The 20558-nt window shown below is 61.7% G+C and carries 19 protein-coding genes; 9 read left to right on the forward strand and 10 right to left on the reverse strand.

The window, feature by feature from the left end:
- Window positions 1-158: 158 nt before the first annotated feature.
- Both EGJ86_RS20130 and EGJ86_RS20135 read right to left on the reverse strand, forming a co-directional pair.
- Window positions 159-1382 (reverse strand): CaiB/BaiF CoA-transferase family protein, encoded by a 1224-nt coding sequence (locus EGJ86_RS20130; protein ID WP_125836386.1) that lies wholly within the window; start codon window positions 1380-1382, stop codon window positions 159-161.
- 58 nt (window positions 1383-1440) lie between these two features.
- On the reverse strand, window positions 1441-2619 hold the full coding sequence (locus tag EGJ86_RS20135; RefSeq protein ID WP_125836387.1) for an acyl-CoA dehydrogenase: 1179 nt from the start codon (window positions 2617-2619) through the stop codon (window positions 1441-1443).
- A gap of 179 nt (window positions 2620-2798) precedes the next feature.
- On the opposite strand from EGJ86_RS20135, the gene EGJ86_RS20140 reads away from it, so the two are divergent.
- From EGJ86_RS20140 to EGJ86_RS20180, 9 genes are all read left to right on the forward strand, one after another.
- Window positions 2799-3695 (forward strand): LysR family transcriptional regulator, encoded by an 897-nt coding sequence (locus EGJ86_RS20140; RefSeq protein WP_125836388.1) that lies wholly within the window; start codon window positions 2799-2801, stop codon window positions 3693-3695.
- Between the two features lie 468 nt (window positions 3696-4163).
- On the forward strand, window positions 4164-5285 hold the full coding sequence (locus EGJ86_RS20145; RefSeq protein ID WP_125836389.1) for a Re/Si-specific NAD(P)(+) transhydrogenase subunit alpha: 1122 nt from the start codon (window positions 4164-4166) through the stop codon (window positions 5283-5285).
- 11 nt (window positions 5286-5296) lie between these two features.
- A complete protein-coding gene (locus tag EGJ86_RS20150; protein ID WP_003464660.1) occupies window positions 5297-5611 on the forward strand; it encodes an NAD(P) transhydrogenase subunit alpha in 315 nt (104 codons plus the stop codon).
- A 2-nt stretch (window positions 5612-5613) separates the two neighbouring features.
- The gene (locus EGJ86_RS20155; protein ID WP_125836390.1) at window positions 5614-7050 is read left to right on the forward strand and encodes an NAD(P)(+) transhydrogenase (Re/Si-specific) subunit beta; all 1437 of its coding nucleotides are present in this window, start codon (window positions 5614-5616) and stop codon (window positions 7048-7050) included.
- Between the two features lie 356 nt (window positions 7051-7406).
- Entirely contained in the window at window positions 7407-7622 is a 216-nt protein-coding gene (locus EGJ86_RS20160; RefSeq protein WP_003464662.1) for a DUF1127 domain-containing protein, read from the forward strand.
- 224 nt (window positions 7623-7846) lie between these two features.
- Window positions 7847-8050, forward strand: coding sequence for a DUF1127 domain-containing protein (locus EGJ86_RS20165; RefSeq protein ID WP_125836391.1), 204 nt, complete (start codon window positions 7847-7849; stop codon window positions 8048-8050).
- An 83-nt stretch (window positions 8051-8133) separates the two neighbouring features.
- Window positions 8134-8457: a DUF2388 domain-containing protein gene (locus EGJ86_RS20170; protein ID WP_074855847.1), complete on the forward strand. Its 324-nt coding sequence runs from the start codon at window positions 8134-8136 to the stop codon at window positions 8455-8457.
- A gap of 145 nt (window positions 8458-8602) precedes the next feature.
- Window positions 8603-8923, forward strand: coding sequence for a DUF2388 domain-containing protein (locus tag EGJ86_RS20175; protein ID WP_003464665.1), 321 nt, complete (start codon window positions 8603-8605; stop codon window positions 8921-8923).
- The gene (locus EGJ86_RS20180; protein WP_125836392.1) at window positions 8920-10875 is read left to right on the forward strand and encodes a DUF4105 domain-containing protein; all 1956 of its coding nucleotides are present in this window, start codon (window positions 8920-8922) and stop codon (window positions 10873-10875) included. Before EGJ86_RS20175 ends, EGJ86_RS20180 begins: the two co-directional genes overlap by 4 nt.
- A gap of 102 nt (window positions 10876-10977) precedes the next feature.
- Here EGJ86_RS20180 and EGJ86_RS20185 read toward each other — a convergent pair whose 3' ends face one another.
- The 8 genes from EGJ86_RS20185 to EGJ86_RS20220 all read right to left on the reverse strand — a co-directional run bounded on the left by EGJ86_RS20185 (window position 10978) and on the right by EGJ86_RS20220 (window position 20556).
- Window positions 10978-12615, reverse strand: coding sequence for a VWA domain-containing protein (locus tag EGJ86_RS20185; protein ID WP_125836393.1), 1638 nt, complete (start codon window positions 12613-12615; stop codon window positions 10978-10980).
- 78 nt (window positions 12616-12693) lie between these two features.
- A complete protein-coding gene (locus EGJ86_RS20190) occupies window positions 12694-13185 on the reverse strand; it encodes a hypothetical protein (protein WP_004425286.1) in 492 nt (163 codons plus the stop codon).
- Between the two features lie 145 nt (window positions 13186-13330).
- Window positions 13331-14023, reverse strand: a complete 693-nt coding sequence (locus tag EGJ86_RS20195) for a hypothetical protein (RefSeq protein WP_017676115.1) — start codon at window positions 14021-14023, stop codon at window positions 13331-13333.
- Between the two features lie 45 nt (window positions 14024-14068).
- Complete coding sequence (locus EGJ86_RS20200; RefSeq protein WP_017676116.1) at window positions 14069-15625, reverse strand: SUMF1/EgtB/PvdO family nonheme iron enzyme; 1557 nt, start codon at window positions 15623-15625, stop codon at window positions 14069-14071.
- The gene (locus EGJ86_RS20205) at window positions 15615-16841 is read right to left on the reverse strand and encodes an ABC transporter permease (RefSeq protein WP_125836394.1); all 1227 of its coding nucleotides are present in this window, start codon (window positions 16839-16841) and stop codon (window positions 15615-15617) included. The genes EGJ86_RS20200 and EGJ86_RS20205 overlap by 11 nt, the downstream gene beginning before the upstream one ends.
- On the reverse strand, window positions 16828-17541 hold the full coding sequence (locus EGJ86_RS20210; protein WP_125836395.1) for an ABC transporter ATP-binding protein: 714 nt from the start codon (window positions 17539-17541) through the stop codon (window positions 16828-16830). Before EGJ86_RS20210 ends, EGJ86_RS20205 begins: the two co-directional genes overlap by 14 nt.
- A gap of 10 nt (window positions 17542-17551) precedes the next feature.
- Complete coding sequence (locus tag EGJ86_RS20215) at window positions 17552-19540, reverse strand: vWA domain-containing protein (RefSeq protein ID WP_112211100.1); 1989 nt, start codon at window positions 19538-19540, stop codon at window positions 17552-17554.
- The gene (locus EGJ86_RS20220) at window positions 19537-20556 is read right to left on the reverse strand and encodes a hypothetical protein (protein WP_004425302.1); all 1020 of its coding nucleotides are present in this window, start codon (window positions 20554-20556) and stop codon (window positions 19537-19539) included. The genes EGJ86_RS20215 and EGJ86_RS20220 overlap by 4 nt, the downstream gene beginning before the upstream one ends.
- Window positions 20557-20558: the final 2 nt, after the last annotated feature.

A 20558-nucleotide genomic window follows, 5' to 3' on the forward strand; every position in this document is an offset into this window, starting at 1 on the left:
CCTTCATTCAACTTAACTTATTGATTAACAAGAAGTTTTTGAAGCGCTTCATCGCTGAAGTGGCGCGCATTCTACATGAGCACGACGAGCTGTAAACCCCTGACGTGCAAATAATTACGTAAATCGAATCAACTACTCTGCCGACTATATATAGAAGCTCAGAGAACCCCTGCCTCGCGTAACTCGGCAATCTGCGTTTCACTCATGCCAAGCAACCTCTGCAACAGGCTATCGGTGTGCTGGCCCAGCAGTGGCGGAGCCGAACGATAGGCCACCGGCGTAACAGATAGGCGCAGCGGACTGGCGACCTGCGGAGTACGACTTCCCAGCGCATTGGGCAGATCGAGACGCAGCCCCCGCGCCTTAACCTGAGGGTCGGCGAACACCTGCTGCAGATCATTGATCGGCCCACAGGGCACGCAAGCCTTTTCCAGCAACTCGATCCACTGCGCCGTAGTCTTGAATACCGTGGCCTGGCGCAACAGCGGGATCAACTCTGCACGATGGGCAACCCGGGCCTTGTTAGTGACAAAGCGCGGGTCATCGGCAAGGTTCGCAATACCCGCTACCTCGCAGAACTTGCGGAACTGCCCGTCGTTGCCAACCGCAAGGATGAAGTTGCCATCAGCACTGGGGAAATCCTGGTAAGGCACGATATTGGGATGGGCATTGCCCAGACGCCTCGGTGATACACCTGTCGTCAGGTAGTTCATGGCTTGGTTGGCCAGACAGGCGACCTGCACATCAAGCAACGCCACATCTATATGCTGACCTATACCCGATTGCTCACGCTGATTCAGCGCAGCCAGCACACCTACGATGGCATACAGCCCGGTGAGGATATCGGTCAGCGCCACGCCGACCTTCATCGGTCCGGCACCCTCTTCACCTTCCGGCCGCCCAGTCAGACTCATCAGACCACCAAGCCCCTGGATCATGAAGTCATAACCAGCGCGTTTGGCATAGGGCCCGGTCTGGCCGAAGCCAGTAATGGAGCAGTAGATCAGTCGAGGGTTGATCGCCTTCAGCGACTCATAATCCAGGCCATAGGCCGCCAGGCCGCCGACTTTGAAGTTCTCCAGCAGCACATCGCACTGCGCGACCAGCTCACGCACCAGGCGCTGGCCTTCGGGTTGGGTGAAATCGAGAGTCAGCGACTGCTTGTTGCGATTGGCACTCTGGAAGTAAGCCGCCTCACGCGAATCGTTACCCTCGGCATCCTTTATATAGGGAGGCCCCCAATGCCGGGTGTCATCGCCCGAGCCCGGTCGCTCGACCTTGATCACCTCGGCCCCCAGGTCACCCAGAATCTGCCCGCACCAAGGGCCGGCCAGTACGCGGGACAGATCAAGCACGCGGATATGGGAAAGGGCGCCAGACATGGAGATTCTCCGCAGGGTGCGCCACGCGCACCATGGATCGTAAGAAAGGCGTGCGCCCTTAGAAGAAGGCCTGAATGCCGGTCTGCGCGCGACCAAGGATCAGCGCATGCACGTCATGTGTGCCCTCATAGGTGTTAACCACTTCGAGGTTAACCAGGTGGCGGGCGATGCCGAACTCGTCGCTGATGCCATTGCCGCCCAGCATGTCGCGCGCCATGCGGGCGATATCCAGCGCCTTGCCGCAACTGTTGCGCTTCATAATCGAAGTGATCTCCACAGCGGCGGTGCCTTCGTCCTTCATCCGCCCTAAACGTAGGCAGCCTTGCAGGGCCAGGGTGATTTCGGTCTGCATATCGGCCAGCTTCTTCTGAATCAACTGGTTAGCCGCCAGCGGGCGACCGAACTGATTGCGATCGAGCACGTACTGGCGCGCGGTGTGCCAGCAGAATTCGGCAGCGCCCAGCGCGCCCCAACTGATGCCATAGCGCGCAGAGTTCAGACAGGTGAACGGGCCGCGCAAACCACGCACATCCGGGAAGGCGTTCTCTTCAGGGCAGAACACGTTGTCCATGACGATCTCGCCGGTGATCGACGCGCGCAGGCCGACCTTGCCGTGAATCGCTGGAGCGGAGAGGCCTTCCCAGCCTTTTTCCAAGACGAAGCCGCGAATCTCGCCAGCGTCATCCTTGGCCCAGACCACGAAGACATCGGCAATCGGACTGTTGGTGATCCACATCTTGCTGCCGGTCAGGCGGTAGCCGCCGTCGACCTTCTTGGCGCGGGTCACCATGGAGCCCGGATCGGAACCATGGTTCGGTTCGGTCAGACCGAAGCAACCGATGTATTCGCCACTGGCCAGCTTGGGCAGGTACTTCTGCTTGGTCGCCTCGCTACCGAACTCATTGATCGGCACCATCACCAGCGACGACTGCACGCTCATCATCGAGCGGTAACCAGAGTCGATGCGCTCCACTTCTCGCGCGATCAGGCCGTAGCACACGTAATTCAAGCCACTGCCGCCGTAGGCTTCGGGGATGGTCGCTCCCAGCAAGCCGGTTTCGCCCATCTCACGGAAAATCTTCGGATCGGTCTGCTCATGACGGAAGGCTTCCAGCACACGCGGCGCCAACTTGTCATCGGCGAACTGCTGGGCGCTGTCGCGCACCATGCGCTCTTCTTCAGTCAGTTGCTGATCCAACAGCAGCGGGTCGATCCAGTTGAAGCTTGCCTTGGCCATTACGAGAAACCTCGAAGCAGGGTGTGAGCGGTCGATCCAGCCGACCCGGAATGCCATTGATCCTAGGCCGGCTTCAGGCAATGGACAAACGCAGATTTTGCACAGACCTGTGCTTTTTCCTCACTTCGAGCTAGCTTAACCAGCCATAAATACCGCTCATGAGTGAGGCTTTTGCATCAATGCGTCGCAAGATCCCCAGCACCGCCGCCCTGGTCGCCTTCGAGTCGGCCGCTCGTCACCAGAGCTTCACCAAGGCGGCCGATGAGCTCAACCTCACGCAGAGTGCGATTTGCCGGCAAATCGGCGGACTGGAGAGCTTTCTCAATGTGGAACTGTTCCGTCGATCACGGCGCGGCGTAATCCTGACCGAAGCAGGCGTTGCCTACAGTCGCAAGGTGGCAGCACAACTCGATGCCGTGGAGCGCGACACCCTGGCGCTGATGGGCAACCAGGGCACGACCAGCATCGAGCTGGCGGTGGTGCCGACCTTTGGCACCCAGTGGCTGCTCCCCCGCCTGCGCGCCTTTCAGCGCTTGCACCCGGAAGTGACGGTGCACCTGACCAACCGCACCCGCCCCTTCCTGTTCGCCGACACCCACTTCGATGCAGCCATCTATTACGGTGATGCCGAGTGGTCAGGCACCGAGGCCCACTTTCTGATGCATGAACACCTGCTGCCGGTTTGCAGCCCGGCATTGCTGGGCGATACCCCAGCGACAGTCGAACGCATCGCCGCTCTGCCCCTGCTGCAGCAGACCACCCGCCCATATGCGTGGCGCCAGTGGTTCGCCGCCCAAGGTATGAGCGTGGCTCGCGACATGACCGGCCCAAGATTGGAACTGTTTTCCATGCTGGCGCAGGCCGCTCAGCATGAAATGGGTATTGCACTGATCCCACCCTTCCTGATCCAGCGCGAACTGGAAGAAGGCAGCCTGGTGATTGCCTTCGACCGCGCCGTACCAAACAACGACCGCGCCTATTACCTGATGGTGCCGGAGCGCAAGGCCGAGTCTGCAGCACTGAAGGCCTTCCGAGATTGGCTTCTGGCCCAGGCCGACGCCTATCGAGACTCATAACCATGGTCAGAGCAAGATCACTTTAGGCTCGAAGATAATAGATACGCCCAAGAAAAGAACCCGTAGCAAGCAAACAGTCACACTACAAAGATTTTTCAGGAAAAGTGCATAGAGACCACTACTTTCGGGCTATAGCACTATTTTGAACAGATCGTTCGTTACTCTCCACACGCCTTCCGATTCGACCGGCGGTCATCCTGTGCGTGACTGCCTATGCCGCCCTACAAGCTGCGCGGAACCTGCTGCCAGCCTTAACCTGCGCGGGCTGCGGGCAGTATAAAAATCCCTCATAGACCCATTACTTGTAGTAATGCATTTTTTTTACTCCATAACTTCTTGTAAGGGTTTACGTTCGATTGCACAATCGCCGCGCTCGCCACCTTCCGGCGGGTTATGTGCTGATCCCCAATCGCCGGCGCGCCAGCGCAGTGCCCCGGTTCACAAAAAAGATCACGCAGGAGATTAGAAGTGCACATCGGTGTTCCTCTCGAAACCCATGCCGGGGAGACGCGGGTTGCCGCGACCCCAGAGACCATCAAGAAGCTGGTCGGCCAAGGTCATCAGGTGACCGTGCAGGCCGGCGCCGGCATCAGCGCCAGCATTCCGGACAGCGCTTACGAGGCTGCTGGCGCGACCATCGGCAACGATTCGGCCGCCTTTGGCGCCGACCTCGTGCTGAAGGTGGTCGCACCGACCGAAGCCGAGCTCGCTCATATGAGAGCCGGGGCCGTGCTGGTTGGCATGCTCAACCCGTTCTGCAACGACACCATCGCGCGCATGAACGCCCGCGGCATCATCGCTTTCGCCCTGGAGGCCGCACCGCGCACCTCGCGCGCGCAAAGCCTGGACGTGCTGAGCTCGCAGGCCAATATCGCCGGCTACAAGGCCGTGATGCTGGCAGCGAATCACTACCCGCGCTTCATGCCCATGCTGATGACCGCTGCCGGTACCGTTAAAGCTGCGCGCGTGCTGATCCTGGGTGCTGGCGTCGCCGGCCTGCAGGCCATCGCAACGGCCAAGCGCCTTGGCGCGGTGATCGAGGCATCCGATGTGCGCCCGGCAGTTAAAGAGCAGATCGAATCGCTCGGCGCCAAGTTCGTCGACGTACCACTCGAGACTGATGAGGAGCGCGAGTGCGCCCAGGGTGTGGGTGGCTACGCCCGACCGATGCCGCAATCCTGGATGGAGCGTCAGGCCAAGGCGGTGCACGAGCGCGCCAAGCAGGCCGATATTGTTATTACGACGGCACTCATTCCCGGTCGTAAGGCACCGACCCTTCTCCATGAGGGCACAGTTGCTGAAATGAAGCCGGGCTCCGTGGTCATCGACCTGGCCGCTGCGCAAGGCGGCAACTGCCCGCTGACCGAGGCCGACAAGGTGGTGGTCAAGCACGGAGTGACACTGGTCGGCCACACCAACCTGGCGGCACTGGTGCCGGCGGATGCTTCCGCGCTGTATGCACGCAACCTGCTGGACTTCCTCAAGCTCGTGATCGACAAGGAAGGCCAGTTCCAGCTCAACCTCGAAGACGACATCGTCGCGGCCTGCCTGATGTGCAATGCCGGCGAAGTCGTGCGCAAGAACGGCTAAGGAGTAGGGACATGGATCTGATTTCCGACGGCATCTACAACCTGATCATCTTCGTGCTCGCCATCTATGTCGGCTACCACGTGGTGTGGAACGTCACCCCGGCCCTGCACACCCCGCTGATGGCTGTGACCAACGCCATTTCCGCCATCGTGATCGTCGGCGCCATGCTGGCCGCCGCCCTCACCGTCACCCCGCTGGGCAAAACCATGGGCACCCTGGCCGTGGCCCTGGCTGCGGTCAACGTGTTCGGTGGCTTCCTGGTCACCCGACGCATGCTGGAAATGTTCAAGAAAAAAGCACCGAAAGCCCAGGTGGAGAAACACTGACCATGAGCATGAACCTGATCACTGTTCTCTACCTCGTCGCCTCGGTGTGCTTCATCCAGGCGCTCAAGGGCCTGTCGCACCCGACCACGTCGCGACGCGGCAACCTGTTCGGCATGATCGGCATGGCCATCGCCGTACTGACCACCGTCGGCCTGATCTACAAGCTCGGCAGTGAGCTGGCCGTACAAGGCCTGGGCTTCGTCATCGTCGGCCTGCTGGTCGGCGGCAGCGTTGGCACCCTCATGGCCAAGCGCGTCGAGATGACCAAGATGCCGGAGCTGGTCGCCTTCATGCACAGCATGATCGGCCTGGCCGCCGTGTTCATCGCCATTGCCGCCGTGGTCGAGCCGCAGTCGCTGGGCATCGTCGCCGCGCTGGGCGACGCCATCCCGGCCGGCAACCGCCTGGAACTGTTCCTCGGTGCAGCCATCGGTGCCATCACCTTCTCCGGTTCGGTGATCGCCTTTGGCAAGCTGTCCGGCAAGTACACGTTCCGCCTATTCCAGGGCGCGCCTGTCGTTTTCAAGGGGCAACACCTGGTCAACCTGGTGATCGGTCTGGCGATTCTCGGCCTGGGCCTGTATTACACCTTCACCGGCGACATCACCGCCTTCGCTGTGCTGGTGGCCCTTGCCTTCGTCATTGGCGTGCTGATCATCATCCCCATCGGCGGCGCCGACATGCCGGTGGTGGTGTCGATGCTCAACAGCTACTCGGGCTGGGCGGCCGCCGGTATCGGCTTCTCGCTGAACAACTCGATGCTGATCGTTGCTGGTTCCCTGGTCGGCTCTTCGGGCGCCATCCTCTCGTACATCATGTGCAAGGCGATGAACCGCTCGTTCTTCAACGTCATCCTCGGCGGCTTCGGCGCCGATGCCGACGCCGGTGCCGCCACAGGCAGCCAGGAACAGCGCAGCGTCAAGTCGGGATCAAGCGACGACGCCGCCTTCCTGCTGACCAACGCCGACACCGTGGTCATAGTGCCCGGTTACGGCCTGGCCGTGGCGCGTGCCCAGCATGCACTGATGGAACTGGCTGAGAAGCTGACCCACCGTGGCGTGACCGTGAAGTATGCGATCCATCCGGTCGCCGGGCGTATGCCTGGCCACATGAACGTACTGCTGGCCGAGGCCGAGGTGCCGTACGAACAGGTGTTCGAGATGGAGGACATCAACTCCGAGTTCGGTCAGACAGACGTGGTGCTGGTGCTGGGTGCCAACGACGTGGTCAACCCGGCGGCGAAGAATGATCCGAAGTCGCCGATCGCCGGCATGCCGATCCTCGAGGCTTACAAAGCCAAGACCGTGATCGTCAACAAGCGCTCGATGGCTAGCGGCTACGCCGGCCTGGATAACGAACTGTTCTACATGGACAAAACCATGATGGTCTTCGGCGATGCCAAGAAGGTCATCGAAGACATGGTCAAAGCCGTGGAATAAGCCCTGACCAGTCAGACAGGAAACCCGGCCATGCGCCGGGTTTCCTGTTTATGAAGCCAGCCAAAAAGCTGATTTTCAGGTCAATCATCGCAACAGATCAATTCCAAACTGTACTGCTTTAAATGCCAAGATAAGTGGGTTGCACCTAGTGAATTATCTCGCCTAAAACGGTTGCACCCAGTCTTTTCACTTATGGACAGTACAGTTATATCGATTCCTGACCGAACAGTTACAAAGCAACCTATCTAATAGCACAACAATTTCATTCAGCTGTGACTACTGAGCCATCACTGCGCTCGGGATAATTTGCCCATCGATAGCACACATACCCCGCCACAAGCGGAAGGATGACCAGCATGGAACGTACCCTCAGTTCCGCCCCGCTTCAAACTCACAGCGTTGCCAGCGACAAATCGGCCTGGCTGCTCCGCGTTATCGCTACCCTCAGCCTGTGGCAGCGCCGCATCGTCAGCCGTCGTCAACTGGCTCGACTGGATGCCCGCCTGCTCGCTGACGCTGGCATTAGCGAAAATCAGCGTTACGCCGAACTGCAGAAGCCGTTCTGGCGCTGACACACTGCTTTGCTCCATCCCCAAGTTGGGATCTTCTGAGAGCTCCACCGTCTCTGCTGCGGTGGGGCTTTCGTTTTATCTGCAACAGTCATCGCCCGAGCGAGTAGTACAGTTGCCATAAAACCGCCACGGCCCCCGCACAATTCCAACCGGTTGTATCTGCTCACCCACGAGCGCTTGCGAGAACATGAGCTTCCACCCTTGTCTCTCGACAGGAGAACGCCATGGACCGCACTCACGAACAATTCTCGCGCCCTGCACACAACAAGCCCCTGCACTGGCTCGGTTTCTACTCGACGCTGCGTCACTGGCAACGCAACCGCCGCACTCGTCGGCAGCTTGCCTTGCTCAATGAGCAACAACTGGCTGACGCCGGCATCAGCACAGCTGAGCGTGAACAGGAACTGGCCAAGCCGCTCTGGCGCTGAACCAGTAATGGAGCGGGGAAGGCCGTTGGGCTAAGCTGCGGATGCGGGCAGAACCGCGTCCCGCCCTACCGGAGTTACCCCATATGCACCTGAAGAAATCCCTGATTGCAGCGCTTCTTTCATTAGGGCTGGCTGGCACCGCCTGCGCCAGCAGCCTGGTCGCGACCACCGACACTCTGGGCGGCGCCCTGGCCGGCACCGTCGAGGTCACCTCGGACGCGACCAGCTCGTTGCGCGACATGAAACAGCTGCGCGCGGCCCGCGACGATGCCGCCAGCTTCGTCGCCAGCGCTGGCGCGATTCGCAGCGTACGACTCGAAGCGGCCCTGGCGCACATTCGCCGTCATGACGCCGCGCTGGCGACAGCGGATGACCTGGCCCTGGCTCAGGCCATCCTCAGCCTGTGAAAACTTTGCACACGTCTACCGATAAGCTCGCTGCTGACCGACGCTGCATGGCCCCGTAAACTTCGCCTACTTGCCTGGTCGCGGGGAACCGCGCCGGCCTGTCCGCGTCAAATCGTCCGTTCTGCAGTTCTCGGAGCTCCTTATCATGCGTCGTTCATTCGTCATCGCCGTCGCCGCCTGCGCCCTGTTCAGCGGTATCGCTCAGGCGCAAACCGTGGTCGCCACCAGCAACATCGTGGTGCGCGCCCTGGATCGCAGCATCAACTTTACCTCCGACACCACCACCTCGATTCGCGACATGAAAGCCGTGGTACAGGCCCGCGACGACGCCGCCAGCTTCGTCGCCAGCGCCGGTGAAATTCGCGGTGCACAATTGGAAGCTGCGCTGCAGAGCATTCGCCAGCAACTGCCCGAAGCGCAGAGCGCCAGCGACCTGCAACTGGCCGAAGCCATTCTCGCCCTGTGACCCACCTCACCGCCTGGTGCTGCGGCGCGCTGCTGGCGCTGGCCGCTGGCTTCGCCCCGGCGCCGCTGCGTCTGACGCTGGACGACCGCGCGCTAGGCGCAGCCGAACGCCAGGCGAGCCAGGCCCTGCTGGACGAGGCGATGGCCGCATTGCCCCCGCGCTTCGTCCAGCAACTGGACCGAGAAGTGAGGGTCAGCTGGCGCGCCGGACTGCCCTCGGAGATCTACGGCCAGGTCGGTCGCTTCAGCGGCATCGAGCTTAACGCCGAGCTACTGCCGAAGCTGGTCGACGGCTCGGCGGCAGAAAATCGCACCGGTCGCCCGCACGGCACCCAGCGCCAGGAACTACTGGCCACCCTGCTGCATGAACTGACCCACCTCTACGACCGCGCCCGCCTCTGGTCTGCGGCCGAGCGCCGCCACATCAGCCAATGCCGACAGCGCGTCAGCTCCATGGGCCCAGTTGGGCTGCCGGAGGATTGTCGTGGCCAGACCGAGCGCCGCTTCACCCTCAGCGACGACCCGCGCCTGCTCGATCTGGCTGGCTGGCAGCAACGTGTCGGCCAGCGTGGCGCGCGCGATCTGAACAACGGCCAGGTCGCACGCAGCCCGGACAGCTACGAGCTGACCAACGCGCTGGAGTTCGTCGCGGTCAACCTCGAACACTTTCTGCTCGACCCCAGCTATGCCTGCCGCCGCCCCTCGCTGGCGCGCTATTTCCGTGAGCACTTCGACTGGACGCCGCCCAGCGAGAACTGCAGCAACGACTACCCCTACCTCAATGCCGGGCGCGACTTCGCCCTGCAGCCACTGGGGCGCCTCGACCCTGAGCGCGTGTATGAAGTCGACTACCTGCTCGCCGAAGCCAACGATGCCTGGATGAGCCGCTGGGGCCACAGCATGCTGCGCCTGGTGGTCTGCGCACCGGGCCGGCCACGTGGCCCGGACTGCCGCCTGGATCTCGACCACCATCTGGTGCTGTCCTACCGTGCCTTCGTCGGCGACCTGCAACTGTCGAGCTGGGATGGCCTGACCGGCGTCTACCCCTCACGCCTGTTCGTGCTGCCGCTGGAGCAGGTGATTGATGAATACACCAAGGTCGAGCTGCGCAGCCTGGCCTCGGTACCGCTGCGCCTGTCGCGCGACGAGGTCGAGCAACTGGTGGTACGCGCCGCCGAACAGCACTGGAGCTATGACGGCGACTACTACTTCGTCTCCAACAACTGTGCGGTGGAAACCCTCAAGCTACTGCGCAGCGGCACCGGAAATCCGCGCCTGCAGGCGCTGGACAGCATCCTGCCCAATGGCCTGCTGGAATTGATGGATGCACGCGGGCTGGCCGACACCACAGTGCTCGACGAGCCGCGCGAGGCGCTGCGCCTGGGCTATCGCTTCGACTCCTTCCGCGAACGCTACCAGGCCATGTTCACCGTACTGCGCCAGCGCCTGCCGATCCAGCAGGACAGTGTCGAAGCCTGGCTGGAGCAATCGGCACAGGCGCGCAGCCAGTGGTTCGCCGAGGCCGATCTGCGCGCCAGCGCTGCTCTGCTGCTGCTCGAACAGGCTGCCCTGCGCCGGCAGCTGCTGCTGGCTCAGGACGAACTCAAGCGCCGCTACCTGACCGGCCGCGCTGCGGGTGACCCAAGCCTGAACAAGGCCGGCGCCGCGCTGGAGCAGATCCTTGCCAATAGCGGCTTCCTCAGCCGCCCGGCAGAATTGCTCGAGGGCGGTTACGGCTTGCCGCAACAGAAGGAGTGGGAGCGCCTCGAGATCAGCAGCCGTGAGCGTCAGCAGCAACTGCGCCAACTCAGCGACGAGCTCGATGGCGAAGTGCGCAACCTGCTACAACCCGAGCGCCTGGCTGAACTGGAGGCCAATGAGGCCAATCTGGTGACGCTGGGCGAACACCTGCGCGCCCTGCACAAGGCCAGTGGCGGGCTGGAGCTGCCGTAAGGCACATGCTGGCGCAGACCGGAATTGACCGTAGCGTGAGGGTGAGCAGGCACGTCGCAATACAAGCCTGGCCTCGCTCTCCCTTTGCGCCCGCCCTGGTTCTTAGCGCTTGCAGTGTGCTGGCGGCAGCACGTCCTGCGCAGCCTGATTGGTCATGATCTGCAGCTCATTGACGTTGCGCGCGGTGAACACCTTGCCCCCGGTCGCCGCCGCCAGGCAATTCCCGGCACCGGTGCCGAGAATATCGACCACGTTGATCTTCAAGTGCGGTTTGCTGCGCGCCAAGGCCTGGGCTATCGCACAGGGATCCTGGTTGCAACTCTCCTCGCCATCGGACACCACCAGCATCACCGACTCGCGGTTGACCCCATCGAGCATCTGTCCGGCCTTGGCGATGCCATCGGCCAGAGGCGTGCCTTGTACCGGTGTCACGGTGCGCAGGCGTGACAGCAGATCTGCTCGTTGGCCAGGACCGAAGTAGCCGACGCTGCGGGCGCCCGGACAGCTCTCCACCAGCACCAGTCCGGCGTTGGCATCACTGGGCAACTGTTGCACCACGCCAATAGTCGCCTCGCGCGCCGTGGTGATGCGCTTGGGTTCACGGAATACATGGCCCATCGTGTTCGGGGCATTGGTTCCAAGCAGCAGCTGCGTGGCGATATTGGCAACCCCTTGCACCATCGTTGCCTGTTCGATTTCCTTGGGTGTGGCCAGCATGCTGATATCCATGGAACCGGAAGCATCAAAGACAATGACCATCTCCGGCGCCAACTCCTTCGGACGCTCATCGGGGCAAAGGTTCTTGGCATTAGTGATCAACTGCTCCTTGCAGTTCTTCGCCAAGTTCTGCTCGACCTGCTCGCGCAGGGCGGCGTTGTCCTTGAGCAACGGCTCTTCGCGCTGCATCTTCTGCAGGGCCGAACAGTCTCGGGCGATGCCATCGATACGTTTTTTCAGCAGCTCGGCAGGATCCGGCTTGGGCTCGGGTTTTGGTTCAGGCTTGGGCTCGGGAATCGGCGGTGGCAGCGGAATTTCCGGCTCGGGTTCGGGCTCCTCGACCACCGGATCCTCTTCCACTGGCTCCTGCTCGGATGGAACCTCCTCAGGCACGGCCGGCTCTTCGGCCACCGGCGACTCGACCGGCACAGGCGGGGTTTCCGGCTCACGACAGAACAGCCACCACCAGAGCGCCGCCAGTAGGGCCAGCAACAGCAGGGCAAGCAGCAGCCACAACCACCAGCGCCGCTTGCGTGGCGCCTCGCTTACCACGGCTGCTGCACCTGGCGGTAACGCACCAGCTTGCGCGGTAACAGGCGTGATCGGTGGCGCTGGGGGTTGGCCACCGCCCCAGAAGGTCACCAGCGGCTGGCCATTGAGCGAATACAGGGTCGAGGTGTCGGGATAACGGGCCGCTTCACGCAACAGAGCCGCCTGGCGTACACCATCGCCACCCTGCGCATCGAGCTGGCTGGCCAGTTGTTCGATAGAAGCCAGTCGCTCGTCGAGCAGGTGGCGCACCTGCGCCGCCTCCTTCTCATCCAACTGGCTGAACGGTACCGGCTGGCCGCCAAGATCCGAATACCATTCGACGATATCACCCTCGGCCTGCTTCGGCTTGGCGTACAGGGTCGCCGTGCTCGGCGGCAGGTGCCGGCGCAGGATCTGCGTGAGTTCGCCATGACCGGCCAGGGCATCTGCCGCGCTACGGGTTTGGGAGGACAGGCGGGAGATTCGCTTCATGGCGGTCAGCTTCCTGCTTAGGTAGTCAGGGAAAAGCCTGCTGGCGGAACGACCGGCATGCAGGTGTAACGGCAATGATCAACGCAGGCCAAGATCGCTTTCCAGGCTGGAAACCTTGCTACGCAGCTTCTGCAGCTCAACCTGTTTCTGCAGCACGGCCGGATTCTCCTGCTGGTTGATATTTTTCAGGTCGTTCTCCAGCGCAGCAATTTCTGCCTCGATGCGCCGGTTGCCCTTGGCCTTATTCTTGAGTTCACCAAGCAGGGCGTTCAGCGACTTGTTCAAGGAGGCGTACTGCGCCTGCTGGGTCGCCAGATCCTTGCCGACCGACGCTTTCTCCTGCTCGATAGCGGCATAGACATCACGGAACAACTGGTTGGTTTTCTGCTCGTCGAGCAGGATCTTTTCCTTCTCCTCGACACGCTGGGCGTAGACGCCCTGGGTCTTGCAACCGAATTTGGTGGCGAACCCGGCATCGGCATTACGTGGGTCGCATTCCTGCGAACTGACGGCACAACCGGCGAGCATGGCGACGCCAGCCAGTAGGACAAAAGAACGAAGTGGATGCATGGACGTATTCCTTGGAGCCTGATTAGGCTGTCGCTACAGAGTGTGCCGCGCACACCGAAAAGATCGGTAAAGGTGCGCATAGCGCACCCTACCTGTCATGTTGACCGAGAGTTTCCCGGAGTCTGTTCAGGTCGCGAACAGACTCTTAACCGAGCCGGATCGAAGAACGCTGCTGGTACAGCTGGTCGATTTCCGACTCCAGTTGCGCGATCTGCTTCTGCATCTTGCCGATCTCCGCATCCAAGGTATCGGTACGGGCACCATTGTTGCGCTCGGCGGCGGCAACCTTGGTCCACTCCTGCTGCTTGGAGCGTACGTCGGCCAGGGATTTCTTCAGGTAGGCGGTGTTGGCATCGATCTCGGCGAGCTGCTTCTGCGCCTGGGCGCTCTGCACCTTGTTGGCGGCGATGTCTTGCTTGATCTGCTCGATCTTGCGCTTGTCATCGGCGATCACGCTACGCGCGGTATCGCTGAGCATCTGCAGCTCCTGGTTGTCCTTGCGCACGTCGGCGATGGTCGCATCCAGACGGTCTTCCGCGTTGGCATACTGGCTGCGCTGGTTATCCAGATAGTAGTTGGCGCCCATGCCCACGCCACAGCCAGCCAGACCGGCAGCGACCATGCACTGAGCCTTCTTGCTCGGGTTACCCAGCTGGCAGGCGAGCATGCCGACCACCGCGCCACCGGCACAGGCTTGCCAACCCGACTTGCTGAAGAACTGCGCCGAACTGCTGTTGGCCAGCCGTGGGTCGACCGGCGCCTGATTGGCAGCCGGCGTCGTGCCGGTGGTCTGACAGCCAGTCAATACGAGAGCGAGACCCAGAACGACCCATTTCATCCGCTGATCCAACAACGCTACTGCTTTCATGTCCATGCCCTTCGCTTAAATGGATTTACAGGATTCCAGCCACTGACTGCGCGCCACTTTGCCGCTTTTCATGTAGCTATTCAGATTCTTCCAGTGGGTGTCGAGGTAACTGCGCAGGTTGCTTTTGCTGCGCGCCGCCATTTGTTGAGCCACCACACTGACTTGCGGCTCGACGGTGGCCGAGGTGTAGTTGAGCGCACCACTGACCACCGTGTCGGCATAGTAGTTGAGCATGAAGTCGAGCACCTTGCGATGACCTTCGAGCTGCTCTTTGCGTGCATCGCAGCGGCTCATCTGGTCATCTTCACCTGCTCCACAACTACGCTTGTAGTTGCCTTCCAGAGTATCGAGGAACATACCGTCGTCCTTGAGCTTGGTGCAGAGGAAAGCACCCAATTGCAGTTCGGAGCGGATCGCCTGGTCGCGTTGCTCGTCACGTGCCTGGGTGTTGGCACGCAGATCGCCACGCAGCTTTTCCAGTTGCTGCTTGAGCGCGTCATCCTGCACGCCGCTGGCGATGCTGGCGATTTCCGCGACTGGATCCTTGTTGTCCTTGCTGCCTGTGGCCTTGCTCGCTGCCGGAGTACCGAGTTTCTTCCAGTCCTGCTCGACCTGCTTGATGCGCTCGCGCGAGGTCAGCACCGGCGCCACCAGGGCCAGGCGCACACCGCCGGTCTTGAGCTTGTTCTGCTCGCCAGCGCTGGCGTAGTAAGGCTGTTCCTGACGCAATGCGGTGCGCAGCTCAGCCTGCGGCGTCAGGTAGTTACCGCCACGCACGATATAGCCGCCAGCCTGGCCATGCTGGCGATCGAGCTTGTTCAGGCGGAAGGGTTCGAAGAGCATCTCATCGACGTTGCCCAGAACGTCATGCAGACCCAGCGGATTTGGCTTGAGCAAACCGGTCAGTTGCAGCTTGCCATTGGCCGACTGCGCACCAGCGAACCACGCATAAGCACCGAGCCCACCATCCGGCGTGGGGAAACGAATATCGCGAAACTCGGACTGGGAAACGGCCATGCCGCCACGTGCGGCAAACTCCCACTCGGCCTCGGTCGGCAGGCGCAGGAAGCCCGCTGCGCCATCCTCCTTGGGCAGCTTGGCAGCGGCATTCTTGCGTAGCCACAGGCTGTATTTGTCGGCAAAGGCAGTGGCATCGAACCAGCTGACGCCGACCTGCGGCAGGCGCAGCTTGGTCGAAGGCGTCGGGCAGGTATCGTTCATCACGGCCTGGTATTGCAGCTCGCTCAACTCGTACTTGGCCAGCAGGTAATAGCGCCCCGGTTCCGGTTTCTGCACCGTGAAACTACCGGCGATGTAGCTGGGGCGGGCCTGCTCGATGTAGCCCCACTCGTCGCTGTCCTGACCGAGGGTCACGCCATAGTCACCCATCGGGCTGGCGACTGGAACCTGTACCTTACGCAGCACCAACGAACCCTCGCACGGCATCGGCAGGATCACGTCATCGGCCAGCGGTTTGGGGTTGTAGTACTTCTCCTCCCAAGCAGCCTGGGCCGGCAGACTGCCCAGCGCCAGCAACGTCGCCGCTGCCAGCAAGGCCTGCTCAGAGGTCACGCAGGCTTTCAGCCGGTTGAATATGGATCGCACGAAACCCTCCTACAGCCGCCACGACGATGGCGATCAGCAATGCACTGGCGAAGGCCAGCAAAATATGAATGTTTTCCAACTTGCAGACGAAGCCGTCGTCGGCCAGGTTGGCGCCCAGCGCCGTATTGAATACATGGCTGCCGACCAGGTAGGCAGCGTAGCCCAAAGCAAAAGCCAAACAGGTGAGCAGCGCCGCCTGAACCATCACGTAGGCGCCAGCAGCCGAACGCTGAAAACCAAGCAGACGCAACAGCGCCAGATCCTTGCGCTTGCGGTCGATATTGGCGAGAAAGGCCCCGGCCAGCGAGGCCACGCAACCGATCACCGCGGTCCAGGCGATCACCGCGAAAATCAGGCCGAGCACATGGCTGATGGCCTTGACCGACTCGATCTCACGCGCCCGCGTGCTGCTCTCTATGCGCTCGCCATCAAGCCAACTGGCAATGCTGGCCACATCATCCAGGCCCCGGGCGTAGATGCGCGCACGGGCATAGCGCTCGCGCACCGGCGCCACCTCGCCGGTGAGGAAGCCGAACATCGGCACGGCATAACCATCGCGAAAATTTTCCATCGCCACCAGCAGATCAAGGTGCACCAGCACCGCCGGCCGGGTAAAGGCGCTGTTCTCCAGCACCCCACCCACGGTCACCGTCAGTTCGCCACGCTCGTTGCTGCCATCGAGCTTGCGCAGCACCAGCAGACGCAACGTATCGCCGACCTGCACGCCGAGTCGGCTCGCCGCACTGGCGCTGAGCAGTACCTGCTCCAACGTCGCGGGCGACGGCAAAGCGGCGATCAGCGGATCGCCACTGGCTGTCGGGATGACTTCAGCATTGGCGACAAAATGCTGACTGTCGCGCTGCAGGTCGGCCTGGGTGTTCAGCGAACGGGTCAGCGGGATGACGAAGCCTACGCCGGGCTGGGCACGCAAACGCTCGAACCAGCCGCCGGCCAAGTCATAGTTGCCGAGCATGCGCACTTCGAGGTTGCGCGGGTCGCTGAGCAGCTCATCATTGAGCTGCGAGACCACGCCATGCTTGAGGCCGAACAACAACAGCAGGGGCGCAATCACCGCCACCAGCGAGGCGACGATGCACAGCGACACCTTGCGGTCGTGCCACAGGTCACGCGCTGCCAATTCGATCAGCAAACGCAGACGGGGGCGAGTCTCAGGCCGCCTCATGGAACACCGTGCCGTCGGCGCTGGCATCGACGGCGCTACCCTGCAGCGTGCCGACGATGTTGCGGATCGCACAATCGCGCACCAGATCCCAGTCGTGGGTAACCAACAACGCGGCGATCTGGAAACGCTGGACGATTTCGATGATCAGCTCGAACAAGCGTTGCGCCTGCAGAGGATCGAGCGCTGCGGTCGGCTCGTCGGCCAACAGCAGGTCGGGCTCATGGGCGATCGCGCGGACGAAAGACACACGCTGGCGCTCGCCGATAGACAGCTGCGCCGGCAACTTGCCCAGCAAGGGTTGCAGGCACAGACGAGAGATGGCCTCGTCGACCAACTCGCTCTTGCCAGGTAGACCAAGCATGCGCCGAGGCAACTCGATATTCTGCCGCACACTGAGAAACGGCAGCAGACCGCCACTCTGCAACACGAAGCCCAAACGCTGAGCGCGAATATCAGCCAATTGCGCCTGGCGGTCATCGCGCAGCAGCGCGGCAACATCCAGCCCATCGGCATCTCCCAGACGGAACTGGCCGAGCCCATCGGGACGCAGGATCAGACCAATCATTTCCAGCAGCGTGCTCTTGCCACAACCGCTGGCGCCGGTGATTGCCGCCACCTCGCCACGGCCAAGAATCAGGCGCGGCAAGACGATCTGGTAGTCGCTACCCCGGCGAATGCGCATGTCCTCGATATGCAACATGACCCAAGTCCTAAGGCAAAGCCTCCAGCGGCACCGGGTAAACGTGCTCGCGTGGGTCACTGCCCGGCGCCAGGGATACCCAGCGGTCGGCATCGGCGTTGTAGCGTTGGTAGTACTTGAGCTTGGTGTTCAGGCGCCGAATGAATTTCTCCTGCTCAAGCCCTTCCATGCCTTTCCAGGTTTCCTCGTCGAGGCTGAGCACCTCGCTGAGATAAGGCAGGCCATCAAGGTATTCAGCCATCAGGCCCATGTCGGCGACCTTGATGGTCTTGTCCTTGAGCTGGTTGGGATCCTTGCCCATGGTCGCGGCCACCGAACGCAGGCGCTCGAACATGTCGCTGGGCGAGATCAGGCCTTCGTTAGCAGCATCGGCGATCTGCTTGACCACATCGCTAAGGTCGCTGAGCTGACTCTTGGTCATCAGCACACGCACGTCGGTAGTGGGTACATCCTGACGCACGAAGTCACGGTCACTGATCCACGCCTGAAACACCGGCGGCGCACTGGCACCGGTCTTTTCGCCGAGGTAGGCCAGGCGCATGGCGTGTCCGAGCAGCTCGGCATCCTCGGCCAGGGCGGTATCGCCACCTTTGCCGGATTTCGCCTTGGCGTACTCCGCATCGGCCCCCAGCGCGCTACCGGCCGCCATGTCGCCGCGATAGGCCGCCTTGACCTGTGCAGTGATGGCATCGCCAAGGCTGTCGACCATCTTGCCGAAGCTCTCGACGTTGCCGGCATCCACCGGGTAGTACAGCGGCTTATTGAGGAAAGCGTTGGTCGACAAATCCGTGTACTGCGCCTCGGCCGAGGCATGGTTCTTCGAACCGCTCGGGGTCTTCAGGTGCAGGCTGTAGATCGCCACGCCACGGTACTTGGCCTCCAGGCGCACCTGCTCGGCGTTCAGGCCAGTGGACGACAGCTTGCTGTCACCATCGACTGCGCCCGCATCGGTAACCAGTACGATGTAGCGTGCACCGAACTCATTCCACTTGACCTGATCCAGCGCCTGCATCACGCCGGCGTAGGTGTCTTCGTCGTAACTGCTGCTGGACGCAGTTGCCGGTTTGAGCTCGGCGACCTTGGCCAGGAAGTCTTTACCGTCCTTGACCGTGCTCGGGTCGACGTACATCTTGCTGACGTATTCAAGCTTGGGCACTTCCTTGGTGCTGGAGCGGTAGGCGACTAGACCGAACTTGACCTGATCCAGCAGCTTTTCCTGCTCGACGTGGTCGTAGATACGCTTGACCGCCTCACGGGTACGGTCGATGTACGGCCCCATGGAAATGGTCGAGTCGATGACGAACACCACGGCGGCGCTGAACCCCTTGAGGGTGTTGGCATCGGCCGTGGCGTTCTTGTCCGCGCCCTGCTTGTCGGCCGACTCCGCCGCACTCACCGAAGCGACGTTGAGCAGGCGCACCTGGAAACCCTTCTCGGTGAAGGTTTCCTCGGCTTCCAGCACCGGCAACAGGTAGAAATTCTTCGTCAGATCCACCGCGTAATCCGGCTCGCGGGCAGCCACCGCCGGATCACGGCCATTGGCCTTCATGTTGGCCAGGATCGGCTTGAGCAGTGGCGCCGGGTCGTCCTTGGCAAAGAGCTGTTCGAGGCTGTCCTTGTTGCGGAAGAACAGCAGCGGATCACGGCCGGCCGGGTTGGTCAGGGCCAGGGTCATCTGCATCTTCCACGGTACGGCGCAGTCGCCCTTAATCCAGCCGACGGTCTTGCCATAGCTGTCAGGGCCGACCTTCAGCCACTCGGCGTTGCCTGCCTGCTCACGCTGGTACACGTAAAAGCGGGTGAATGCTGGCTGCGCTTTACCGCCACTAGCGCCAGCGCTATCGCCAAGCTGGCAGGTCGGCGTGGTCAGCACGCGCTGGTAGAGGGTCTTCTTGCCTTCCTGCAGCAGCGGTTTGTCTGCCGCCATCAGTGGCGCTGCTGCGCTCAGCAGCAGGCCGGCAAACAACAGTTTGACGCCCGGGGCGGTGCGCACGGTCATTTCTTCAGCTCCTCCAGCCGCTGGCTGGCGTCCTGATTGTCCGGGTCGTTGTTCACGGCAATCTCGTACCAATACATCGCAGTCTCAGCGTCAGCCGCTTCGATGCAACCACCGCTGGCATAATGCGCCGGGTCGTACTCGCGGGCATAGGCATAGGCAATGGCGGCATCGCCCGACTGCGCCTTGTGCGCATACAGACGCTGCACCACGCCACAGCGCTTGGCATCCTTGGCAACGGCGATCACCTCCAGCACCTGTTCGCTGGACGGATTGGACTTCAGGCAGGCCTGGATGAAAGACAGATCCTCCCTGGCATCAGATAGGGCTTGCGAACTGCACGCGGCCATCGCCCCTACCACTGAAGCCGGCGTGTCGCTTGGCGCGATATCGGTCGACGGCGTGCGCAGCAGGAACCACCAGGCCGCAACCGCCAGGGCCAGGATGAGCAGTATGGTGATCAGGATCAGCGGCAGCTTGCTGCCTTTCTTTGCCACCGGGGTCTGAGGTGATGGAGCAGGCGGCGCTTCGACAACTACCGGCTCAGGCACGGGTACTGAAATCACCTCGGGCTCAGGCGCAGGCGGCTCGGGCAGTACTTCTGGCAAAACCGGCACGATGACCGGCTCGGCCTTGCGCTCAACCTTCTTCTCGTCATGCGTCGAGTTACCTGCTGCCTTGGAGGACAGAATGCTGCCAAGGATGCGCAGCACACCCTTGTCGCTGCCGTCCTCGTTACGCAGTTGCAGCATGTAGGCCATCTGAGGATCAAGCATCAACGGGTCGATCAGCCAGGGGCCGACCTCGCCACTGAGTTTTTCATCAACCAGGTTCAAGCCATCGAGCGTATGCCAGGATGGGCTCGTATCCCATTCGCCGTTTTCACCGAGGTAGCGGCCATCCTGATTGCGCTGCACGGTCAGTTCGAGGGCGTCACTGCCCTCCTGCCAACCATGTACGGTCAGCTCTCCATGACCAGGTTGGCCGCTCTGCGCTGCCTTCAGTTCGATTCTCAACATGA

It is taken from the genome of Pseudomonas sp. o96-267, from assembly GCF_003935465.1.
Classification (GTDB): Bacteria; Pseudomonadota; Gammaproteobacteria; order Pseudomonadales; family Pseudomonadaceae; genus Aquipseudomonas; species Aquipseudomonas sediminis.

What these genes read in the sequence shown, in the direction of transcription:
- EGJ86_RS20195 (WP_017676115.1), bottom strand. Translation starts at nt 14,023, where the DNA reads ATGAAATGGGTCGTTCTGGGTCTCGCTCTCGTATTGACTGGCTGTCAG.
- EGJ86_RS20185 (WP_125836393.1), bottom strand. Translation starts at nt 12,615, where the DNA reads ATGAAGCGAATCTCCCGCCTGTCCTCCCAAACCCGTAGCGCGGCAGAT.
- EGJ86_RS20150 (WP_003464660.1), top strand. Translation starts at nt 5,297, where the DNA reads ATGGATCTGATTTCCGACGGCATCTACAACCTGATCATCTTCGTGCTC.
- EGJ86_RS20215 (WP_112211100.1), bottom strand. Translation starts at nt 19,540, where the DNA reads ATGACCGTGCGCACCGCCCCGGGCGTCAAACTGTTGTTTGCCGGCCTG.
- EGJ86_RS20130 (WP_125836386.1), bottom strand. Translation starts at nt 1,382, where the DNA reads ATGTCTGGCGCCCTTTCCCATATCCGCGTGCTTGATCTGTCCCGCGTA.
- EGJ86_RS20140 (WP_125836388.1), top strand. Translation starts at nt 2,799, where the DNA reads ATGCGTCGCAAGATCCCCAGCACCGCCGCCCTGGTCGCCTTCGAGTCG.
- EGJ86_RS20170 (WP_074855847.1), top strand. Translation starts at nt 8,134, where the DNA reads ATGCACCTGAAGAAATCCCTGATTGCAGCGCTTCTTTCATTAGGGCTG.
- EGJ86_RS20220 (WP_004425302.1), bottom strand. Translation starts at nt 20,556, where the DNA reads ATGTTGAGAATCGAACTGAAGGCAGCGCAGAGCGGCCAACCTGGTCAT.
- EGJ86_RS20210 (WP_125836395.1), bottom strand. Translation starts at nt 17,541, where the DNA reads ATGTTGCATATCGAGGACATGCGCATTCGCCGGGGTAGCGACTACCAG.
- EGJ86_RS20205 (WP_125836394.1), bottom strand. Translation starts at nt 16,841, where the DNA reads ATGAGGCGGCCTGAGACTCGCCCCCGTCTGCGTTTGCTGATCGAATTG.
- EGJ86_RS20135 (WP_125836387.1), bottom strand. Translation starts at nt 2,619, where the DNA reads ATGGCCAAGGCAAGCTTCAACTGGATCGACCCGCTGCTGTTGGATCAG.
- EGJ86_RS20190 (WP_004425286.1), bottom strand. Translation starts at nt 13,185, where the DNA reads ATGCATCCACTTCGTTCTTTTGTCCTACTGGCTGGCGTCGCCATGCTC.
- EGJ86_RS20155 (WP_125836390.1), top strand. Translation starts at nt 5,614, where the DNA reads ATGAGCATGAACCTGATCACTGTTCTCTACCTCGTCGCCTCGGTGTGC.
- EGJ86_RS20160 (WP_003464662.1), top strand. Translation starts at nt 7,407, where the DNA reads ATGGAACGTACCCTCAGTTCCGCCCCGCTTCAAACTCACAGCGTTGCC.
- EGJ86_RS20165 (WP_125836391.1), top strand. Translation starts at nt 7,847, where the DNA reads ATGGACCGCACTCACGAACAATTCTCGCGCCCTGCACACAACAAGCCC.
- EGJ86_RS20175 (WP_003464665.1), top strand. Translation starts at nt 8,603, where the DNA reads ATGCGTCGTTCATTCGTCATCGCCGTCGCCGCCTGCGCCCTGTTCAGC.